Annotated in this window: 15 protein-coding genes; 8 read left to right on the top strand and 7 right to left on the bottom strand. The window is 70.7% G+C overall.

Annotation, left to right across the window (positions count from 1 at the left end; translation table 11 throughout):
* Positions 1-57: 57 nt before the first annotated feature.
* Positions 58-1,503, top strand: coding sequence for an FAD-binding oxidoreductase (locus AOM04_RS09215; protein ID WP_062464502.1), 1,446 nt, complete (start codon positions 58-60; stop codon positions 1,501-1,503).
* 44 nt (positions 1,504-1,547) lie between these two features.
* Here the strand turns inward: AOM04_RS09215 and AOM04_RS09210 are convergent, their stop codons facing one another.
* The gene (locus AOM04_RS09210; RefSeq protein ID WP_062464501.1) at positions 1,548-1,748 is read right to left on the bottom strand and encodes a hypothetical protein; all 201 of its coding nucleotides are present in this window, start codon (positions 1,746-1,748) and stop codon (positions 1,548-1,550) included.
* Between the two features lie 161 nt (positions 1,749-1,909).
* On the opposite strand from AOM04_RS09210, the gene AOM04_RS09205 reads away from it, so the two are divergent.
* Entirely contained in the window at positions 1,910-3,637 is a 1,728-nt protein-coding gene (locus AOM04_RS09205; protein ID WP_062464500.1) for a DEDD exonuclease domain-containing protein, read from the top strand.
* Positions 3,638-3,640: 3 nt separating this feature from the next.
* Here the strand turns inward: AOM04_RS09205 and trpD are convergent, their stop codons facing one another.
* A complete protein-coding gene (gene trpD, locus AOM04_RS09200; RefSeq protein ID WP_062464499.1) occupies positions 3,641-4,681 on the bottom strand; it encodes an anthranilate phosphoribosyltransferase in 1,041 nt (346 codons plus the stop codon).
* Positions 4,682-4,692: 11 nt separating this feature from the next.
* A complete protein-coding gene (locus tag AOM04_RS09195) occupies positions 4,693-5,115 on the bottom strand; it encodes a response regulator (RefSeq protein WP_062464498.1) in 423 nt (140 codons plus the stop codon).
* Between the two features lie 145 nt (positions 5,116-5,260).
* Here AOM04_RS09195 and ctaE point away from each other — a divergent pair, with 145 nt between their 5' ends.
* The 6 genes from ctaE (at position 5,261) to AOM04_RS09165 (ending at position 11,057) form a co-directional block, all read left to right on the top strand.
* Positions 5,261-5,890, top strand: coding sequence for an aa3-type cytochrome oxidase subunit III (gene ctaE, locus AOM04_RS09190; RefSeq protein ID WP_062464497.1), 630 nt, complete (start codon positions 5,261-5,263; stop codon positions 5,888-5,890).
* Positions 5,891-5,900: 10 nt separating this feature from the next.
* On the top strand, positions 5,901-6,689 hold the full coding sequence (qcrC, locus tag AOM04_RS09185) for a cytochrome bc1 complex diheme cytochrome c subunit (protein WP_062464496.1): 789 nt from the start codon (positions 5,901-5,903) through the stop codon (positions 6,687-6,689).
* Positions 6,686-7,765 carry a cytochrome bc1 complex Rieske iron-sulfur subunit gene (gene qcrA, locus AOM04_RS09180; RefSeq protein ID WP_062464495.1) on the top strand — a complete coding sequence of 360 codons (1,080 nt, stop codon included), beginning with the start codon at positions 6,686-6,688 and terminating at the stop codon, positions 7,763-7,765. Before qcrC ends, qcrA begins: the two co-directional genes overlap by 4 nt.
* Entirely contained in the window at positions 7,765-9,387 is a 1,623-nt protein-coding gene (gene qcrB, locus AOM04_RS09175) for a cytochrome bc1 complex cytochrome b subunit (RefSeq protein WP_062464494.1), read from the top strand. The genes qcrA and qcrB overlap by 1 nt, the downstream gene beginning before the upstream one ends.
* Before the next feature lie 235 nt (positions 9,388-9,622).
* Positions 9,623-10,243: a superoxide dismutase gene (locus AOM04_RS09170; RefSeq protein ID WP_062464493.1), complete on the top strand. Its 621-nt coding sequence runs from the start codon at positions 9,623-9,625 to the stop codon at positions 10,241-10,243.
* Between the two features lie 109 nt (positions 10,244-10,352).
* Entirely contained in the window at positions 10,353-11,057 is a 705-nt protein-coding gene (locus AOM04_RS09165; protein ID WP_062464492.1) for a potassium channel family protein, read from the top strand.
* Here the strand turns inward: AOM04_RS09165 and AOM04_RS09160 are convergent.
* The 4 genes from AOM04_RS09160 to ctaC form a co-directional block, all read right to left on the bottom strand.
* The gene (locus AOM04_RS09160) at positions 11,044-13,428 is read right to left on the bottom strand and encodes an ATP-binding cassette domain-containing protein (protein ID WP_062464491.1); all 2,385 of its coding nucleotides are present in this window, start codon (positions 13,426-13,428) and stop codon (positions 11,044-11,046) included. The genes AOM04_RS09165 and AOM04_RS09160 overlap by 14 nt on opposite strands.
* 129 nt (positions 13,429-13,557) lie before the next feature.
* Positions 13,558-13,959, bottom strand: a complete 402-nt coding sequence (locus AOM04_RS09155; RefSeq protein WP_062464490.1) for a cytochrome c oxidase subunit 4 — start codon at positions 13,957-13,959, stop codon at positions 13,558-13,560.
* A gap of 12 nt (positions 13,960-13,971) precedes the next feature.
* Entirely contained in the window at positions 13,972-15,687 is a 1,716-nt protein-coding gene (ctaD, locus tag AOM04_RS09150; RefSeq protein ID WP_082104552.1) for an aa3-type cytochrome oxidase subunit I, read from the bottom strand.
* A complete protein-coding gene (gene ctaC, locus AOM04_RS09145; RefSeq protein WP_062464489.1) occupies positions 15,687-16,562 on the bottom strand; it encodes an aa3-type cytochrome oxidase subunit II in 876 nt (291 codons plus the stop codon). Before ctaC ends, ctaD begins: the two co-directional genes overlap by 1 nt.
* Positions 16,563-16,577 lie beyond the last annotated feature (15 nt).

Genomic DNA, 16,577 nt, shown 5'->3' with positions numbered 1-16,577 from the left:
GTCGGACAAATCGGACATGACCAGCATGGTCGGGAATCCAACCCGGAGGTTCCGACCATGACCATGTCCACCGATGCCCTCGCGGCCTCACGATCCCCGCTCACCACCGTCTCCAACCCCTCCCGCACCCGCCTCTCCGGCGCCACCCTCGACGCCGCGCTCGACGACCTCGCCGCCCTGCTCGACGGCGAGGTCGTGCTGCCGTCGGATCCCGACTGGGACGCCGCCCGCGCCGCCTGGCAGCTCGGCGTCGACCAGCGGCCCGTCGCGGTCGTCATCGCGCGCACCGAGAACGACGTCGCCCGCACGCTGCGCCTCGCGGCCCGCATGGACGTCCGCGTCGCCCCGCAGGGCACCGGTCACGGCGCCGCCGCGCTCGGCGACCTCTCCGCCGCCATCCTGCTGCGCACCTCCGCGTTGTCGTACGTCGCGGTCGACCCGATCGGCCGCACGGCCACGGTCGGCGCCGGTGCCACCTGGGGGTCCGTCATCGAGGCGGCCGCCCGGCACGGCCTCGCGGGCCTGTCCGGATCGTCTGCGACCGTCGGCGTCGTGGGCTACCTGCTCGGCGGAGGCGTGGGCTGGCTCGGCCGCCTGCACGGCCTCGGCGCGGGCTCGATCGTCTCCGCGCGGGTCGCGCTGCCCGGCGGCGCCGTCGTCGTCGCATCCGCGTCCGAGCACGCGGATCTCTGGTGGGCGCTCCGTGGGGGTGGCGGCGCGGGCGTCGTCACCGAGGTCACCATCCGCCTCGTCGACGTCGCACGCCTCACCGCCGGAAGCCTCTGGTGGCCCCGCGAGCGGGCCGGCGAGGTGCTCAAGGCGTGGGCGCGGCTGCTGCCCCACCTGCCCCGCGAGATCACGACGACCGCCCGCGTCCTGCGCCTGCCCGACGCCCCGGAGCTGCCCGCCGCCATCCGCGGAGGGTCGTTCACGCTCGTCCAGGCGGCCATCGTCGGGTCCGACGAGCTCGCCGACCGCCTCCTCGCGCCGCTGCGCGAGCTCGCACCCGTGATCGACGACGTCTCCCCCGTGACCCCCGACGCGCTCGGCCGACTCGCGATGGACCCGGCCGAGCCCTCGGCCGGGTCGGCGGAGGGCGTGGTGCTGTCCTCGCTCGACGACGCCGCGATCGACGCGTGGCTGGCCGCGCTCGACTCCGAGGCATGCGCGGGGGTCGTGGCCGCCGACCTGCGCCAGCTCGGCGGCGCCCTGTCCGCGGGCACCCTGGACGATGCGGCGCTCACCGGCATCGACGGCGTCGCCGCGGCGGTCGCGGTGGCCCCCGCCACCCCTGCGGCCACGCTCGCCCAGGCCTCGGCGATGGTCGAGGCCGCGCTGGAGGCGCTCGAGCCCTGGACCGGCGCGCTCCAGTACGCCAACTTCGTCGAACGCCCCGTCGAGCAGCGCACGCTGGTCGGCGCCGCGGTGGACCGTCTCGACACCGTCCGCCTCACCTACGACCCGGACGGCACGGTCCTCCGGCGCCACGGCGCCGGGCGCTGACGGCGCGTGCCGGCGGTCCCCCTCCGCCGGCACGCACCGTCGGGTCACGACGCCCGCGGCGGGCGCACGAGCCGCAGCGGCGGCACCAGCCCCGCGTCGGCCAGCGCCGACACCGCGCTCGCCTGGTCGTCGTCCAGCTCCACCCGCGCGCGGTCGGTCGGGCGCACCTCGATCGTCAGGAACGACACGACGCAGTCGCCGCAGCTCCTGCCCCGCATCTCGCACGAATCGCAGTCGATCAGCATCGTCGGTCCCTCCCATCGGGCGCCGCCCGCGCCGGTCGCGGTCGATCACCACGCCTCCGACGCTAGGAGGGGGGTCCGACATCGCATCGTCATGCCTGGTCCGCACCCGCTTCCGCGACCGCGGGACGGCGCTGTCGGAGGGCTGACGTACCGTCGTGGGCATGACCGGACCCTCCTCGACCATCGAGCAGCTGCTGCACCAGCAGCGCTCCTTCGACGACGTCGGCGAGCCCCTGCATCGCACCACGTTCGTCGTGGTCGACCTCGAGACCACCGGCACGTCGCCGGGCACCGCACGCATCACCGAGATCGGCGCGGTGAAGACCCGCGGCGGCGAGGTGATCGGCGAGTTCCAGACGCTCGTCGACCCGGGGATGCCCATCCCCCCGTTCATCGTCGCGCTCACGGGAATCACCGACGCGATGCTGGTCGCGGCGCCGCGCATCGAGGCCGTGCTGCCGTCGTTCCTCGAGTTCCTGGGCGACGCGGTCCTGGTCGCGCACAACGCGCCGTTCGACACAGGGTTCCTGCGCGCGGCGTGCCGGGAGCACGGCTACCGGTGGCCGGGCAACCAGGTGGTCGACACCGTCACGCTCGCGCGCCGCGCCACCACCAAGGAGGAGGCGCCGAACAAGAAGCTGGCGACGCTCGCCCGCGTGTTCGGCACGGTCGTCGAGCCCAACCACCGCGCCCTCGAGGACGCGCGCGCCACCTCGGAGATCCTCCACCGCATGCTCGAGCGCGTGGCCGCGTTCGGGATCACGCACCGCGAGGACCTCGACGCGCTGCGCAACCCCATGCCGGAGAAGATCCGCAAGAAGGCGGCGATGGCCGATGCCGTCCCGGCCAAGCCCGGCGTCTACACGTTCCGCGGCCCCCGGGGCGAGCGCCTCTACGTCGGCACGTCGAAGAACCTGCGCTCACGCGTGAAGTCGTACTTCACGACCGGCGAGCAGCGACGCTCCGTGCGCGACATGCTCGAGCTCGCGGTCGGCGTCGACACCCTCGTCTGCGCGACCGAGCTCGAGGCCAACGTCCGCGAGGTGCGCCTCATCGCCGAGCATCGCCCCCGGTACAACCGCAGGTCGGCACGGCCCGAGCGCACCGCGTGGGTGAGGATGACCGAGGAGCGGTACCCGCGGCTCGCGGTGTCGCGCGCGGTGACGGGTCCCGAGGGGGCGCTGGGGCCGATGCGCTCGGCGACCGACGCGCGCCTGGCGATCGAGGTCATCCAGGGCGCGCTCGGGGTGCGCACCTGCACGACCCGCCTGCCCATCGTGCCCCGCGCGAACGCGCGCGCGTGCCTGCTCAAGGACCTCGGGGCGTGCGCGGCGCCCTGCGTGCGCGGAGAGGAGTCCGGCTACGCCGCGACCGCCGGCGCTGCCCGCGAGGCGCTGCGCACCGATCCGACACCCGTGGTGGCCGCGCTCGCGACACAGATCGCCGAGCGCGCGGAGGCGTTGGACTACGAGCGGGCCGCCGAGCTGCGCGACGGCGTGAGCGCCGTCGTGGACGGCGCCATGCGGGCCCAGCGGCTCGCCGCGCTCGCGCGCTGCTCCCTGGTCGCGGTGCGCCGCGTCGGCGACGGCTGGGACGTCGTGGCGATCCGCCGCGGCGCGCTCGCGGGGTCGGAGCGGGTGAGCGAGGGCGTGTGGGCGGCGGCCGAGCGGCTGCGCGCCCTCACCGCCGACCTCGAGCTGGACGAGGAGGTGCTCGTCGAGGAGCGCGAGCTCGTGTCGCGGTGGATCGAGACGCCGGGCACGCGGCTGCTCCACGTCGACGGCGAGTGGTCGATGCCGGTGGCCGGCGCCGGGCGCCACGCGCGCTGGGTCCAGGCCAGGGTCGCGGACCGCGAGGCGCGTCCGCTCACCCGCCAGACGGAGGGCTGAGGATCAGCCGCGGGTCGCCGCGACCCAGCGGTCGAGCACGTCGGACGCGGCGCCGGTGTCGATCGACCGCGCCGCGTGGTCCATGCCCGCGAGGAAGCGCTCGACCAGGGTGCCGCTGCCGGTGCCCGGCAGCGTCGCATCCGCGACGAGGCCCGCGGCCGCGTTGAGGACCACGGTGTCGCGCACCGGGCCGCCCTCGCCCGCGAGGACGCGGCGCGCCACGGCCGCGTTCTCCTCGGCGTCGCCGCCGCGCAGGTCCGCGATGGTGATCCGCGCGAGGCCCAGGTCGTTGACGGGGTCGAGGCGCAGCTCGGTGGCGCCCTCGCCGCGGACCTCCCATACGGTGGCGGGGCCCGTCGGCGCGAGCTCGTCGAGACCGTCGTCGCCGTGGAACACGAGCGCCTCGCGGCCCTGGGCCGCGATCACGCCGGCGATCACCGGCGACACGCGCAGCGACGACGAGCCGATCGCGGTCGCCTGCGGCTGCGCGGGGTTGGTGAGCGGCCCCAGGATGTTGAAGGTGGTGGGCACGCCGAGCTCCTTGCGGATCGGCATCGTGAAGCGCATCGACGGGTGGAACACCTGCGCGAAGCAGAACGTGATGCCCACCTCGGTCGCCAGCTCCTTGACGCGCTCGACCGGGAGGTCGAGGCGCACGCCGAGCGCGCCCAGCACGTCCGCCGAGCCCGACCGGGACGTCGCCGCCCGGTTGCCGTGCTTGACGACCGTGACGCCCGCGCCGGCCATGACGAGGGACGCCATCGTGGAGATGTTGACGGTCTGCGCGCCGTCGCCGCCCGTGCCGACGATGTCGACGGTGCGCCCCGGCACCTCGAAGCGCAGCGCGTGGGCGAGCATCGCCTGCGCGAGCCCCGCGACCTCGGCGGGGGTCTCGCGCTTGACGCGCAGCGCCGCGAGGAACGCGCCCATCGCGACGGGCGACGCGGAGTCGGTCAGGACCGAGTCCATGACGGCCGCCGTCTCCTCGGTGGTGAGGTCCTCATGCTCGACGAGGCGCGCGAGCAGGTCCTGGAGCGTCGCCATCGTCGCGAGCCTCAGGCCGTCGCGGGCGCGAAGAACGAGTCGACCGCGTCGCGCACGACGAACGGGTCGAGCGGGTGCGACACCGCGGCGTCGGCCTCGGACCACGTCGCGAGCCACGCGTCGCCGGGCCGGCCCACGAGCAGCAGGATCGGCGGGCAGGAGAACAGCTCGTGGCGCATCTGGCGGGCGATGCCCATGCCGCCGACCTTCGCGGCCTCGCCGTCGAGGATGACGAGGTCGAACGTCGACGAGTCGAGCTGGTCGGTCACGGCGGCATGCGTCGCGGTCTCGACCCACTCGATGGGACGCCCGTGGGTGGTCGGGCCGACCGCGAAGCGCACCTTCTCGCGCACGTTGCGATCGTCGCTGTACAGGAGGATGCGAGCCTTGCGGACGACCACGTCCCCGGACTCGTGCTTGACCACGTCGCTCATGGCGCCCATTCTGGCACGACACCAGGGCCGCTCCGCCCCCGGGACGGCCCGCGGCGGGACACTTCGGACACACGCGGGAACTCGTCGTGCGGTTCACCCGTTTCGTTGGTGAGAACGGGAGCCTCCTTACGCTTTAATGGGACCTATGTCCCAAGCCACGACTGCGCCGTCGCCCATCCACGCGACCCGGCCCAATCAGGTAGCCGTCGGCACCATCGTGTGGCTGAGCTCCGAGCTGATGTTCTTCGCGGGTCTGTTCGCGATGTACTTCACGCTCCGTGCTCAGGTGCCCGAGGTGTGGGCCGACAAGACCGAGCTGCTGAACGTCCCCTTCGCCCTCATCAACACCAGCATCCTGGTGCTGTCGTCCTTCACCGCCCAGGCGGGCGTGTGGGCGGCCGAGCGCTACCAGCGCCGCCGCACCGGCAAGCTCTACCAGTTCAAGGGCTGGGGCATGCACGAGTGGTTCGTGCTCACCTACATCATGGGCTCGATCTTCATCGGCGGCCAGGTGTTCGAGTACTCGGAGCTGATCTCCGAGGGCCTCACCATCTCGTCCAGCCCGTACGGCTCGGTCTTCTACCTCACCACCGGCTTCCACGGCCTGCACGTGCTCGGCGGCCTCATCGCCATGCTGTTCGTGCTCGCCCGCTCCTTCTCGGCGAAGAAGTTCGGCACGCACGAGGCGACCACCACCATCGTGGTGTCGTACTACTGGCACTTCGTCGACGTGGTGTGGATCGCGCTGTTCACCGTGATCTACGTGATCCAGTAAGGGGCTGACCGTGAACGCACTCGCACGTCACCGCTACCACCGCGCCGCGCCGGTGGTCCTCGTCCTGCTGCTGCTCGCGATCATCGCGGGCGTCGCCGCCGCCGTCTCCACCGCATCGTCCGCCGACGCCGCCACCACGGCGACCGCCGACGACGTGACCCAGGGACAGAAGCTCTTCGCCGCCAACTGCGCCTCGTGCCACGGCCTCGACGCCCAGGGCACCACGGGCGTCGCCCCGTCCCTCGTGGGCGTCGGCGCCGCCGCCGTGGACTTCCAGGTCGGCACCGGCCGCATGCCGATGCAGGCCTCGGGCCCGCAGGCCATCGCCAAGCGCCCGCAGTTCACCCAGGACCAGATCAACCAGCTCGCGGCGTACGTCGCGTCGCTCGGTGCCGGTCCCGCCATCCCGACGGCCGAGCAGGTCGACCCCGCGCTGGGCGACCCCGCCAAGGGCATGGAGCTCTTCCGTACCAACTGCGCCATGTGCCACGGCTCCATCGGCGGTGGCGGCGCGCTCACGCAGGGCAAGTACGCTCCCAACCTCTGGGAGACCACCCCGACCCACATCTTCGAGGCGATGCTCACGGGCCCGCAGTCGATGCCCGTGTTCAACAACGCGAACATCGACCCCGAGGGCAAGCGCGACATCATCGCCTACCTCAAGGCGCAGGACCAGGGCTCGCCGGGCGGTCTCCGCCTCGGCTCCATCGGCCCCGTCGCCGAGGGCATGTGGGGGTGGCTCGTCGCCCTCGGACTCATCATCGCCAGCACCGTGTGGATCGGAGCCCGTTCTTCATGAGCACCACTGAGAACCCGACCTCGCACGAGTCGGCAGACAACGCGCCGGAGTCCTTCCAGGACCCCGGCCTCCCGTACCACCGCCCCCGCCGCGCGGACGTCGACCCCAAGGCCGACAAGAAGGCGGAGCGCCAGGTCGCGGCCCTCTTCGGCCTGTCGATCCTCGGCACGATCATCGCGATCGTCTCCTACATGACGCTCAAGATGGACGGCCAGATCGAGTCGATCCGTTTCACCAACATGGCGATCGGCTTCGGCATCTTCCTCGCCATGATCGGCATCGGCCTCGGCGCGATCCACTGGGCGAAGACCCTCATGCGCGACCACGAGATGGTCGAGGAGCGCCACGAGCTCCGCTCGTCGGACGAGGCGCGCGAGGGCGCGATCCAGAACCTCAAGGACGGCGCGGAGGACTCGGGCATCGGCGGCGTCAAGCGCCGCCCGCTGCTCGTCGGCTCGCTCGTCACCGCGATGCTCGCCGCGCCGCTCGCCCTCCTGTGGCCGCAGATCGGCAACATGGGCGCCAACTGGAACACCGGCGAGTTCGCGCACACCATGTGGCGCAAGGGCATGCGTCTCACGCGTGACCCCGAGGGCACCCCGATCAAGGCGTCGGACGTCACCATCGGCTCCGCGTTCCACGTGATCCCCGAGGGCCTCAACGACCTCGAGCACGGCAAGCTGGAGGAGAAGGCCAAGGCCGTCGTCCTGCTGCTCCGCCTCGACCCGCGCGACCTCAACCTCCAGCCGGGCCGCGAGGACTGGTCGTTCGACGGCATCATCGCGTTCTCGAAGATCTGCACCCACGTCGGCTGCCCCGTGGCGCTGTACGAGCAGCAGACGCACCACCTGCTGTGCCCGTGCCACCAGTCGACGTTCGACGTCGCCAACGGCGCCAAGGTCGTGTTCGGCCCGGCGAAGCGCCCGCTTCCCCAGCTGCCGATCGCGGTCGACGACGAGGGCTACATCGTGGCGCAGTCCGACTTCCACGAGCCCATCGGCCCGTCCTACTGGTCGCGCCTCAAGCACACGTCTGACGGGCTGTCGTCCGACGAGACCGACGGGAGCAGCCACTGATGGGCGCACGTCTCGACTCCGCCGCCGCGGGCACCGCGAACTACGTCGACGAGCGCACGTCGATCGGCGGCTTCTTCAAGTTCTTCGCGCGCAAGCTGTTCCCCGACCACTGGTCGTTCATGCTGGGCGAGATCGCGCTGTACTCGTTCATCGTGCTGCTGCTCTCGGGCGTGTTCCTGACGGCGTTCTTCGTGCCGTCGATGACCGAGGTCACGTACGACGGCCCGCTCGCGACCATGCAGGGCGTGGAGATGTCCGAGGCCTTCGCCTCGACGCTGCACATGTCCTTCGAGGTCCCCGGCGGCCTCCTCATGCGCCAGATCCACCACTGGTCGGCGCTGCTGTTCACGGCCGCGATCGTCACCCACATGGCGCGCGTGTTCTTCACCGGCGCGTTCCGCAAGCCGCGCGAGCTCAACTGGCTCGTCGGCTTCACGCTGATGATCCTGTCGCTCGCGGCGGGCTTCTCCGGCTACTCGCTCCCCGACGACGTGCTCTCCGGCAACGGCCTGCGCATCATCGAGGGCGTCACCCGCTCGATCCCGATCGTCGGCGAGTACATCTCGTACTGGATCTTCGGCGGCCAGTTCCCGGGCGAGATCCTCATCCCGAGGCTCTTCACCATGCACATCCTGCTGGTGCCCGGCCTCATCCTCGTGCTCGTCGCGCTGCACCTGTTCCTGGTGTTCCTGCACAAGCACACGCAGTACCCGGGCGGCGGCCGCACCCACAAGAACGTCGTGGGCCTGCCCCTGTTCCCCGTGTACACCGCGAAGGCCGGCGGCTTCTTCTTCGTCGTGTTCGGCATCGTCGCGCTGGTCGCGGCCCTGTTCACCATCAACCCGGTGTGGAACTACGGCCCGTACGACCCGTCGCCCGTGTCCGCCGGCACGCAGCCCGACTGGTACATCCTGTTCGTCGACGGCGCGCTGCGCCTCATGCCGGGCTGGCTGTTCGACGTCATCCCGATGGAGTGGGAGCTGTGGGGCTACACGCTGTCCCTCAACCTCCTCATCCCGGCGCTGATCATGCCGGGCCTGTTCTTCGGCTTCGTGGCGCTGTACCCGTGGATCGAGTCCTGGGCCACCGGCGACCGCGGTGAGAAGCACGTGCTCGACCGCCCGCGCAACGCCCCGGTCCGCACCGGCATCGGCGTCGCCCTCATCACGTTCTACGTGATCCTGGTGATGGAGGGCTCGAACGACATCATCGCGAACCTGTTCCACCTGTCGCTCAACGACCTGACGAAGTTCTTCCGCATCGGCATCTTCGTCATCCCGGCCCTCGCCTTCTGGATCACCCGTCGCATCTGCTTCGGCCTCCAGCGCAAGGACCGCGAGCTGGTCCTGCACGGCAAGGAGACGGGCCGCATCGTCCGTCACGAGCACGGCGAGTACGTCGAGGTCCACGAGCCCCTCACGGACCAGGAGCGCTGGATGCTCGTGTCGTACGAGGACATCGCCCCCCTCGAGATCGAGCCCGAGTACAACGACCGCGGCGTGCGTCGCAAGGGATACCGATGGGACCGCTTCAAGCAGCGCCTGTCGCGCATCTACTTCGAGAAGCGCATCTCCCCCGTCACCCCGGAGGAGCTCGCGGAGGCGCAGCACGCGCACCACTAGCACCACCGTCCAGGAGGGGCGTCGGTCTTCGGACCGGCGCCCCTTCGGCGTTCCCGGGGACGATGCGCGGTGCGGCTCGGGCGCTCCCCCGCCCCGCGCAACGTCCACCCGGAATTCCCTGGCAGCGGGCCCGGTTGTCAGGGGTGTCCCACACCGCTCCGCCCGCTAGGCTCGGAGCGTTCCCGGAAACCCGGCCGCGTCGCGCCCTGCGCCGCGGCCCGACCTTGGAGGAAGAATGGCCGACTACACGCTGCCGGACCTCTCGTACGACTACGGCGCCCTCGACCCCTACATCGCGGGCGAGATCATGGAGCTGCACCACAGCAAGCACCACGCCGCCTACGTCGCCGGCGCGAACACCGCCCTCGAGAAGATGGCGGGCGCCCGCGAGAGCGGCGACTTCGGCGCCATCGCGGGCCTCGAGAAGGCGCTCGCGTTCAACCTGGGCGGCCACACCAACCACTCGGTGTTCTGGACCAACATGTCGCCGGACGGCGGCGACAAGCCCGAGGGCGAGCTGGCGGCTGCGATCGACGAGCACTTCGGCTCGTTCGACGGCTTCCGTGCGCACTTCACCAACAACGCGATGACGATCATGGGCTCCGGCTGGTCGATCCTCGCGTGGGACACCCTCGGCAAGAAGCTCATCATCGTCCAGCTGTACGACCAGCAGGGCAACGTGCCGGTGGGCCTCATCCCGCTGCTCATGCTCGACATGTGGGAGCACGCGTTCTACCTGCAGTACAAGAACGTCAAGGCGGACTACGTCAACGCCTGGTGGAACGTCGTGGACTGGGCCAACGTCCAGGCGCGCTTCGCCACCGCGTCGGCTGCTCAGGGCCTCATCGTCGCCTGACACGCACCACGTCCGCGAGGGCGGTCTCCCGACGTCGGGGGGCCGCCCTCGCGGCGTTGCAGGGCGGTCCTCCCCCGCCGCCACCAGGCGCGACGCTACGGTGGGGGGCATGACGTCCTCCGCCTCCGACGCCGCCCGCCGGCGCCCCATGCTGTGGCTGCTGCTCGCGACGCTCGTGGTGCTCCAGTTCGGGTACCCGATCACGCTCGCCGGGACCGGCTGGACCGTCGTGTACCTGCTCGCCTACGTCGGCGTCGTGGTCTTCAGCGTCCACCGCGCCAACGCTGACCGCCGCCGCTACTGGCCGCTGCTGCTCGCGTCGCTGCTGCTCGTGCTCGGCGCCACGTGGTTCGCGTTCCGGCAGCACGACGAGACCGCCACGTCGGCCATGCTGATCGGCGTCGGGCTGCTGCAGCTCGCGCTGGTGGTCACGCTCGTCGGCTCGCTCGTGGATCCGCCGCCGCGGGCTCGCACCATCGACCTCCTGCTCGTCGCGGTGAGCGCCTACCTCCTCATCGGCGGCGTCTTCGGCGTGGCCTCCGCCCTCATCGAGCTCGCCAACCCCGGCAGCTTCCTCGACCCGAACGCCGCCGCCGGGGCGCTCACCTGGCAGGGGCTGCTCTACGGCTCCTACGTCACGCTCGCCACGCTCGGTTTCGGCGACATCGTGCCCGTGTCGGCGTGGGCGCGCTCGCTGTGGTCGTTCGAGGCGGTGCTCGGCACGCTGTTCGTCGCGGTGGTGATCGCGCGGCTCGTCGGCGTGGCCGGGTTCGCCGCGCGCGACACCCGCGGAGGCGACGCTACGGGCGGCTGACCTCTCCCTCCCCCACGTACGCCGCGAGATGCTCGCCGGTGAGCGTCGACCGGGCCGCGACCAGGTCCGCGGGCGTGCCCTCGAACACGACGCGCCCGCCGTCGTGACCCGCGCCCGGGCCGAGGTCGATGATCCAGTCCGCGTGCGCCATGACCGCCTGGTGATGCTCGATGACGATCACCGTCTTGCCGGAGTCCACCAACCGGTCCAGCAGCGCGAGCAGCTGCGCGACGTCGGCCAGGTGCAGGCCCGTGGTGGGCTCGTCGAGGACGTAGACGCCGCCCTTGTCGCCCATGTGGGTCGCGAGCTTGAGGCGCTGGCGCTCGCCGCCCGAGAGCGTGGTGAGCGGCTGGCCGAGCGCGAGGTAGCCGAGCCCGACCTCGACGAGGTGCCCGATCACCTTCGCGGCCGCCGGGTTGCGCGCCTCGCCCTCGGAGAAGAACGCGTGCGCCCGCTCGACGGGCATCTCGAGCACGTCGGCGATCGACAGCCCGCCCAGGTGGTACTCGAGCACCTCGTCGCTGAAGCGCCGGCCCTCGCACGCGTCGCACACCGTCGCGACCGTCTCCATGACGCCCAGCTCGGTGTAGATCATGCCCGCACCCTTGCACGCCGGGCAGGCGCCCTCGGAGTTGGCGCTGAAGAGCGCGGGCTTGACGCCGTTGGCCTTGGCGAACGCCTTGCGGATCGGGTCGAGCACACCCGTGTACGTCGCGGGGTTCGAGCGGCGCGATCCCTTGATGGGCCGCTGGTCGACGGTCACGACGCCCGCCTCCGCGGGGATGCCGCCGTGGATCAGCGAGCTCTTCCCCGAGCCCGCGACACCGGTGACGACCGTGAGCACGCCGAGCGGCACGTCCACGTCGACGTCGCGCAGATTGTTGGCGTGCGCATCGCGGATCGCGATCGCGCCCGTCGCGGCGCGGACGCCGTCCTTGAGCTCTGCGCGGTACCCGAGGTGGCGCCCGGTGAGCGTCTCCGAAGCCCGCAGCGCCTCCACCGAGCCCTCGAAGCAGATGGTCCCTCCCCCGGTGCCCGCGCCCGGCCCGAGGTCCACCACGTGGTCCGCGATCGCGATCGTCTCGGGCTTGTGCTCGACCACGAGCACGGTGTTGCCCTTGTCGCGCAGCCGCTCGAGCAGGCGGTTCATGCGGGCGATGTCGTGCGGGTGCAGGCCCACCGTCGGCTCGTCGAAGACGTAGGTGATGTCGGTGAGCGCCGATCCGAGGTGGCGGATCATCTTGGTGCGCTGCGCCTCGCCGCCCGACAGCGTGCCGGCGGCGCGGTCGAGCGAGAGGTAGCCCAGCCCGATCTCGACGAACGAGTCGAGCGTCTCCCGCAGCGACGCGAGCAGCGGCGCCACGGACGGCTCGTCGAGCGTACGCATCCACTCCGCGAGGTCGGAGATCTGCATCGTGGCCAGCTCGTCGATCGAGCGCCCCGCGACCTTCGACGAGCGCGCCAGCGCGCTCAGGCGCGTGCCGTCGCAGTCGGGGCACGTCGCGAACGTCACCGCCCGATCCACGAACGCCCGGATGTGCGGCTGCATCGCGTCGGGGTCCTTCGACAGCATCGACTTCTGGATCTTGGGGATGAGTCCCTCGTACGTCAGGTTGATGCCGTTGATCCGGACCTTCGTGGGCTCCTTGTGCAGGAGCGCGTCGCGCTCGCGCGCCGAGTAGTCGCGGATCGCCTTGTCGGGGTCGAGGAAGCCCGACTCCGTGTACATGCGCACCGCCCACCCGTCGGCCGTGTAGCCCGGGATGGTGATGGCGCCCGCGGCCAGGGACCGCGACTCGTCGAACAGCTGGCTGAGGTCGAGCTCGCTGACGCGGCCGGTGCCCTCGCAGCGCACGCACATGCCGCCCGTGACCGAGTACTCGCGGTGCTCACGTACGGTGCTGCCGTCCTTGCGCGTCACGGTCGCCGAGCCCGAGCCGGATGACGACGCGACGTTGAAGCTGAACGCCTGCGGCGGGCCCACGTGCGGCTCGCCGAGGCGCGAGTAGAGGATGCGCAGCATGGCGTGCACGTCCGTGGCGGTGCCGACCGTGGAGCGCACGTTGGCGCCCATGGGATCCTGGTCGACGATGATCGCCGTGGTGAGCCCCTCGAGCACGTCGACGTCGGGCCGCGACTGCGAGGGCATGAAGCCCTGGATGAACGAGCTGTACGTCTCGTTGATCATCCGCCGCGACTCCGCCGCGATCGTGTCGAACACCAGCGACGACTTGCCCGAGCCGGACACCCCGGTGAAGGCGGTGATCCGCCGCTTGGGGATGGTCAGCGAGACGTCCTTGAGGTTGTTCTCGCGCGCCCCCTCCACCCGGATGAGGTCGTGGGCGTCCGCGGCGTGCACGGGCTCGGTCATGGGGGGCTCCCGTCGGTGGGGACGATGCGACGGTCCCCATTGTGCCGCGCCCCGCCGACAGCGGCGGCCGGGGAACGCGGAAGCGGCCCGCCCCCTGAGGGGACGGGCCGCTTCGAGGCGATCCTGGGATCAGTGCGCGTGCTGGCCGCGCGAGAACTCCATGACCCAGCCGACCAGGCCGATGATTCCGAGCACGGCGGCCGGCGCCATGATCCACCAGCCGACGGCCAGGGCGAGGAACGCGAGGGCGGCGCCGGCGCCGCACACCAGCGGCCACCAGCTCCACGGCGCGAACACGCCCTGGAGGCCGGCGTCCTCCGAGATCTCGGCGTCGAGGCGGTCCTCGGCGCGCTTGCCGTGCCGCTTCTCGAGCATCTTGAAGTACACGGACACCATGGCGAACATGGCGCCCGTGAGGTAGATCGCGGTCACGCCCACGAACTCGGCCCAGTGGGTGAAGATCCCGTAGGCCGTGCCGGCGACGAAGAAGAACGCGCCGGGGATGATGAAGACGTTGGCTTCGGTACGCATCGGTGCTCCTCCTTACGCGACGGGCGCGTGGTCGCTGGCGTCGCGCTCGGCCTGGTGGTGGTCACGCGCGGCCGCACCGGGGTGGTGCAGGTCGAACGCGGGACGCTCCGAGCGGATGCGCGGGATGGACGTGAAGTTGTGGCGCGGCGGCGGGCACGAGGTGGCCCACTCGAGCGAGTTGCCGAAGCCCCACGGGTCGTCGACCGTCACCTTGGGCGCCTTGCGCGAGGTGAGGTAGACGTTCCAGAAGAAGGGCAGCGTCGACAGCGCGAGCAGCACGGCGCCGATCGTCGACAGCTGGTTCATCCAGGTGAAGCCGTCCTCGGGCATGTAGTCGACGTAGCGACGGGCCATGCCGTGCGCGCCGAGCCAGTGCTGGACGAGGAACGTGGTGTGGAAGCCGATGAACAGCATCCAGAAGTGGACCTTGCCGAGCGTCTCGTTGAGCATGCGGCCGGTGAACTTGGGCCACCAGAAGTAGAAGCCCGCGAACATCGCGAACACCACGGTGCCGAACACCACGTAGTGGAAGTGCGCGACCACGAAGTACGAGTCGGACAGCTGGAAGTCGAGCACCGGCGAGCTCAGGATGATGCCGGTGAGGCCGCCGAAGAGGAAGGTCACGAGGAAGCCGAGCGACCACAGCATGGGCGTCTCGAACGTGATCTTCCCTCGCCAGATGGTGCCGATCCAGTTGAAGAACTTCACGCCGGTCGGGACCGCGATGAGCATCGTCATGAACGAGAAGAACGGCAGCAGGACCGCGCCGGTGACGTACATGTGGTGCGCCCACACGGTCACGGACAGCGCCGCGATGGCGATGGTCGCGTAGACGAGGCCGTGGTAGCCGAACAGCGGCTTGCGCGCGAACACCGGGAAGATCTCGGAGACGATGCCGAAGAACGGCAGCGCGATGATGTACACCTCGGGATGGCCGAAGAACCAGAACAGGTGCTGCCACAGGATGGCGCCGCCGTTGTCCGGGTTGAACACCTGCGAGTGCAGGACGCGGTCCGAGCCGAGCGCGAACAGCGCCGAGGCGAGCGGCGGGAACGCGAGCAGCACGAGCATCGACGTCACCAGGATGTTCCAGGTGAAGATCGGCATGCGGAACATGGTCATGCCCGGCGCGCGCATCGTGACGATGGTGGTGATGAAGTTCACCGAGCCGAGGATGGTGCCGAAGCCGCCGAGCGCGAGGCCGAAGACCCACAGGTCGCCGCCGACGCCGGGCGAGTAGATCGAGTTCGACAGCGGCGCGTACGCGAACCAGCCGAACGACGCCGCGCCCTGCGGCGTGAAGAAGCCCGCCATGGCGATGACGCCGCCGAAGAGGTACAGCCAGTACGCCAGCATGTTGAGGCGCGGGAACGCGACGTCGGGCGCGCCGATCTGCAGCGGCATGATGAAGTTCGCGAAGCCAGCGAACAGCGGGGTCGCGAACAGCAGCAGCATGATCGTGCCGTGCATCGTGAAGAGCTGGTTGTACTGCTCGGCCGACTGCACGATCTGCATGCCGGGCTCGAACAGCTCCGCGCGGATCAGCAGCGCGAGCAGGCCGCCCACGATGAAGAAGAAGAACGACGTGATCAGGTACATGTACCCGATGGTCTTGTGGTCGGTGGAGGTGATCCACTTGATGACCAGGTTGCCGCGACGCGTGGTCGGGACGGTGATGGCGGCGGGGCGACGGTCGTCGCCGGCGGCCTCGAAGGGGACGGTGGCCATCAGGACTGAGCCTCCTCGTGCTCCTGGGTCAGCTGCACGACCTGGTCGCGGCTGTAGTCGTCGACGCCGATCTGGCCGGTGTAGCCCTCGGCGGCGAGGTCGGCCATGTGGGCGTCGTACTCCTCACGGGAGACGACCTTGACGTTGAAGAGCATGGACGCGTGGTACTCGCCGCACAGCTCGGCGCACTTGCCCTGGTACTCGCCCTCCTGCGTGGGGATCAGCTGGAAGGTGTTGGTCTTGCCGGGGACCACGTCCTCCTTGTAGAGGAACGCGGGCACCCAGAACGAGTGGATGACGTCGCGGGAGTTCAGCGTGAACTCGACGCGCTCGTCGACGGGCAGGTAGAGGGTCGGCAGGGTCTGCTCGACGCCCTCCTTGCCGGTGAGGGTCGCCTGGACACCCGGGTCGTACACGTCGTCGTCGACGTAGTTGAAGTCCCAGCTCCACTGCTTGCCCACCACGTTGATGTGGAGGTCGGGGGTGGCGGACGTGTCCTTGATCGCGGCGACGTCCTCGGCCGTGTACTTGAACAGCACGCCGACCATGAGCAGCGGCACGATCGTGTACATCAGCTCGAGCGGGATGTTCGCGCGCGTCTGCACGGGGAGCTTGTTGTCCCCCTTGCGCTTGCGGTAGGCCGCGACCGCCCACAGGATCAGGCCCCAGGTGATGACGCCGACCGTGAGGGCGGCGATCCAGGAGCCGTTCCAGAGGGTGATGATGCGACCCGTCTGGTTCGTGATGTCGGGGGAACTGGGGAGGGCGCCATTCTCGATGCCGTTGGCGCATCCTGCCAGGAGGGACGTCAGTCCCAGGACAGCGATGCCTGCCAGGGCTTTTCCGGGCACGCGGGGACGTGAAAGGTGGGACACAGCGGCAGTCTAGCG

This window comes from Demequina soli, from assembly GCF_000971195.1.
Classification (GTDB): Bacteria; Actinomycetota; Actinomycetes; order Actinomycetales; family Demequinaceae; genus Demequina; species Demequina soli.
Note: the sequence above shows the minus strand (reverse complement) of the source record. Positions and strands in the feature narration are given on the sequence as shown.

Coding starts and splice junctions, on each gene's coding strand:
- AOM04_RS09160 (WP_062464491.1), bottom strand. CDS start 13,428: ATGACCGAGCCCGTGCACGCCGCGGACGCCCACGACCTCATCCGGGTG.
- AOM04_RS09170 (WP_062464493.1), top strand. CDS start 9,623: ATGGCCGACTACACGCTGCCGGACCTCTCGTACGACTACGGCGCCCTC.
- ctaE (WP_062464497.1), top strand. CDS start 5,261: ATGTCCCAAGCCACGACTGCGCCGTCGCCCATCCACGCGACCCGGCCC.
- AOM04_RS09215 (WP_062464502.1), top strand. CDS start 58: ATGACCATGTCCACCGATGCCCTCGCGGCCTCACGATCCCCGCTCACC.
- AOM04_RS09195 (WP_062464498.1), bottom strand. CDS start 5,115: ATGAGCGACGTGGTCAAGCACGAGTCCGGGGACGTGGTCGTCCGCAAG.
- ctaD (WP_082104552.1), bottom strand. CDS start 15,687: ATGGCCACCGTCCCCTTCGAGGCCGCCGGCGACGACCGTCGCCCCGCC.
- AOM04_RS09205 (WP_062464500.1), top strand. CDS start 1,910: ATGACCGGACCCTCCTCGACCATCGAGCAGCTGCTGCACCAGCAGCGC.
- AOM04_RS09210 (WP_062464501.1), bottom strand. CDS start 1,748: ATGCTGATCGACTGCGATTCGTGCGAGATGCGGGGCAGGAGCTGCGGC.
- qcrB (WP_062464494.1), top strand. CDS start 7,765: ATGGGCGCACGTCTCGACTCCGCCGCCGCGGGCACCGCGAACTACGTC.
- AOM04_RS09165 (WP_062464492.1), top strand. CDS start 10,353: ATGACGTCCTCCGCCTCCGACGCCGCCCGCCGGCGCCCCATGCTGTGG.
- qcrA (WP_062464495.1), top strand. CDS start 6,686: ATGAGCACCACTGAGAACCCGACCTCGCACGAGTCGGCAGACAACGCG.
- trpD (WP_062464499.1), bottom strand. CDS start 4,681: ATGGCGACGCTCCAGGACCTGCTCGCGCGCCTCGTCGAGCATGAGGAC.
- AOM04_RS09155 (WP_062464490.1), bottom strand. CDS start 13,959: ATGCGTACCGAAGCCAACGTCTTCATCATCCCCGGCGCGTTCTTCTTC.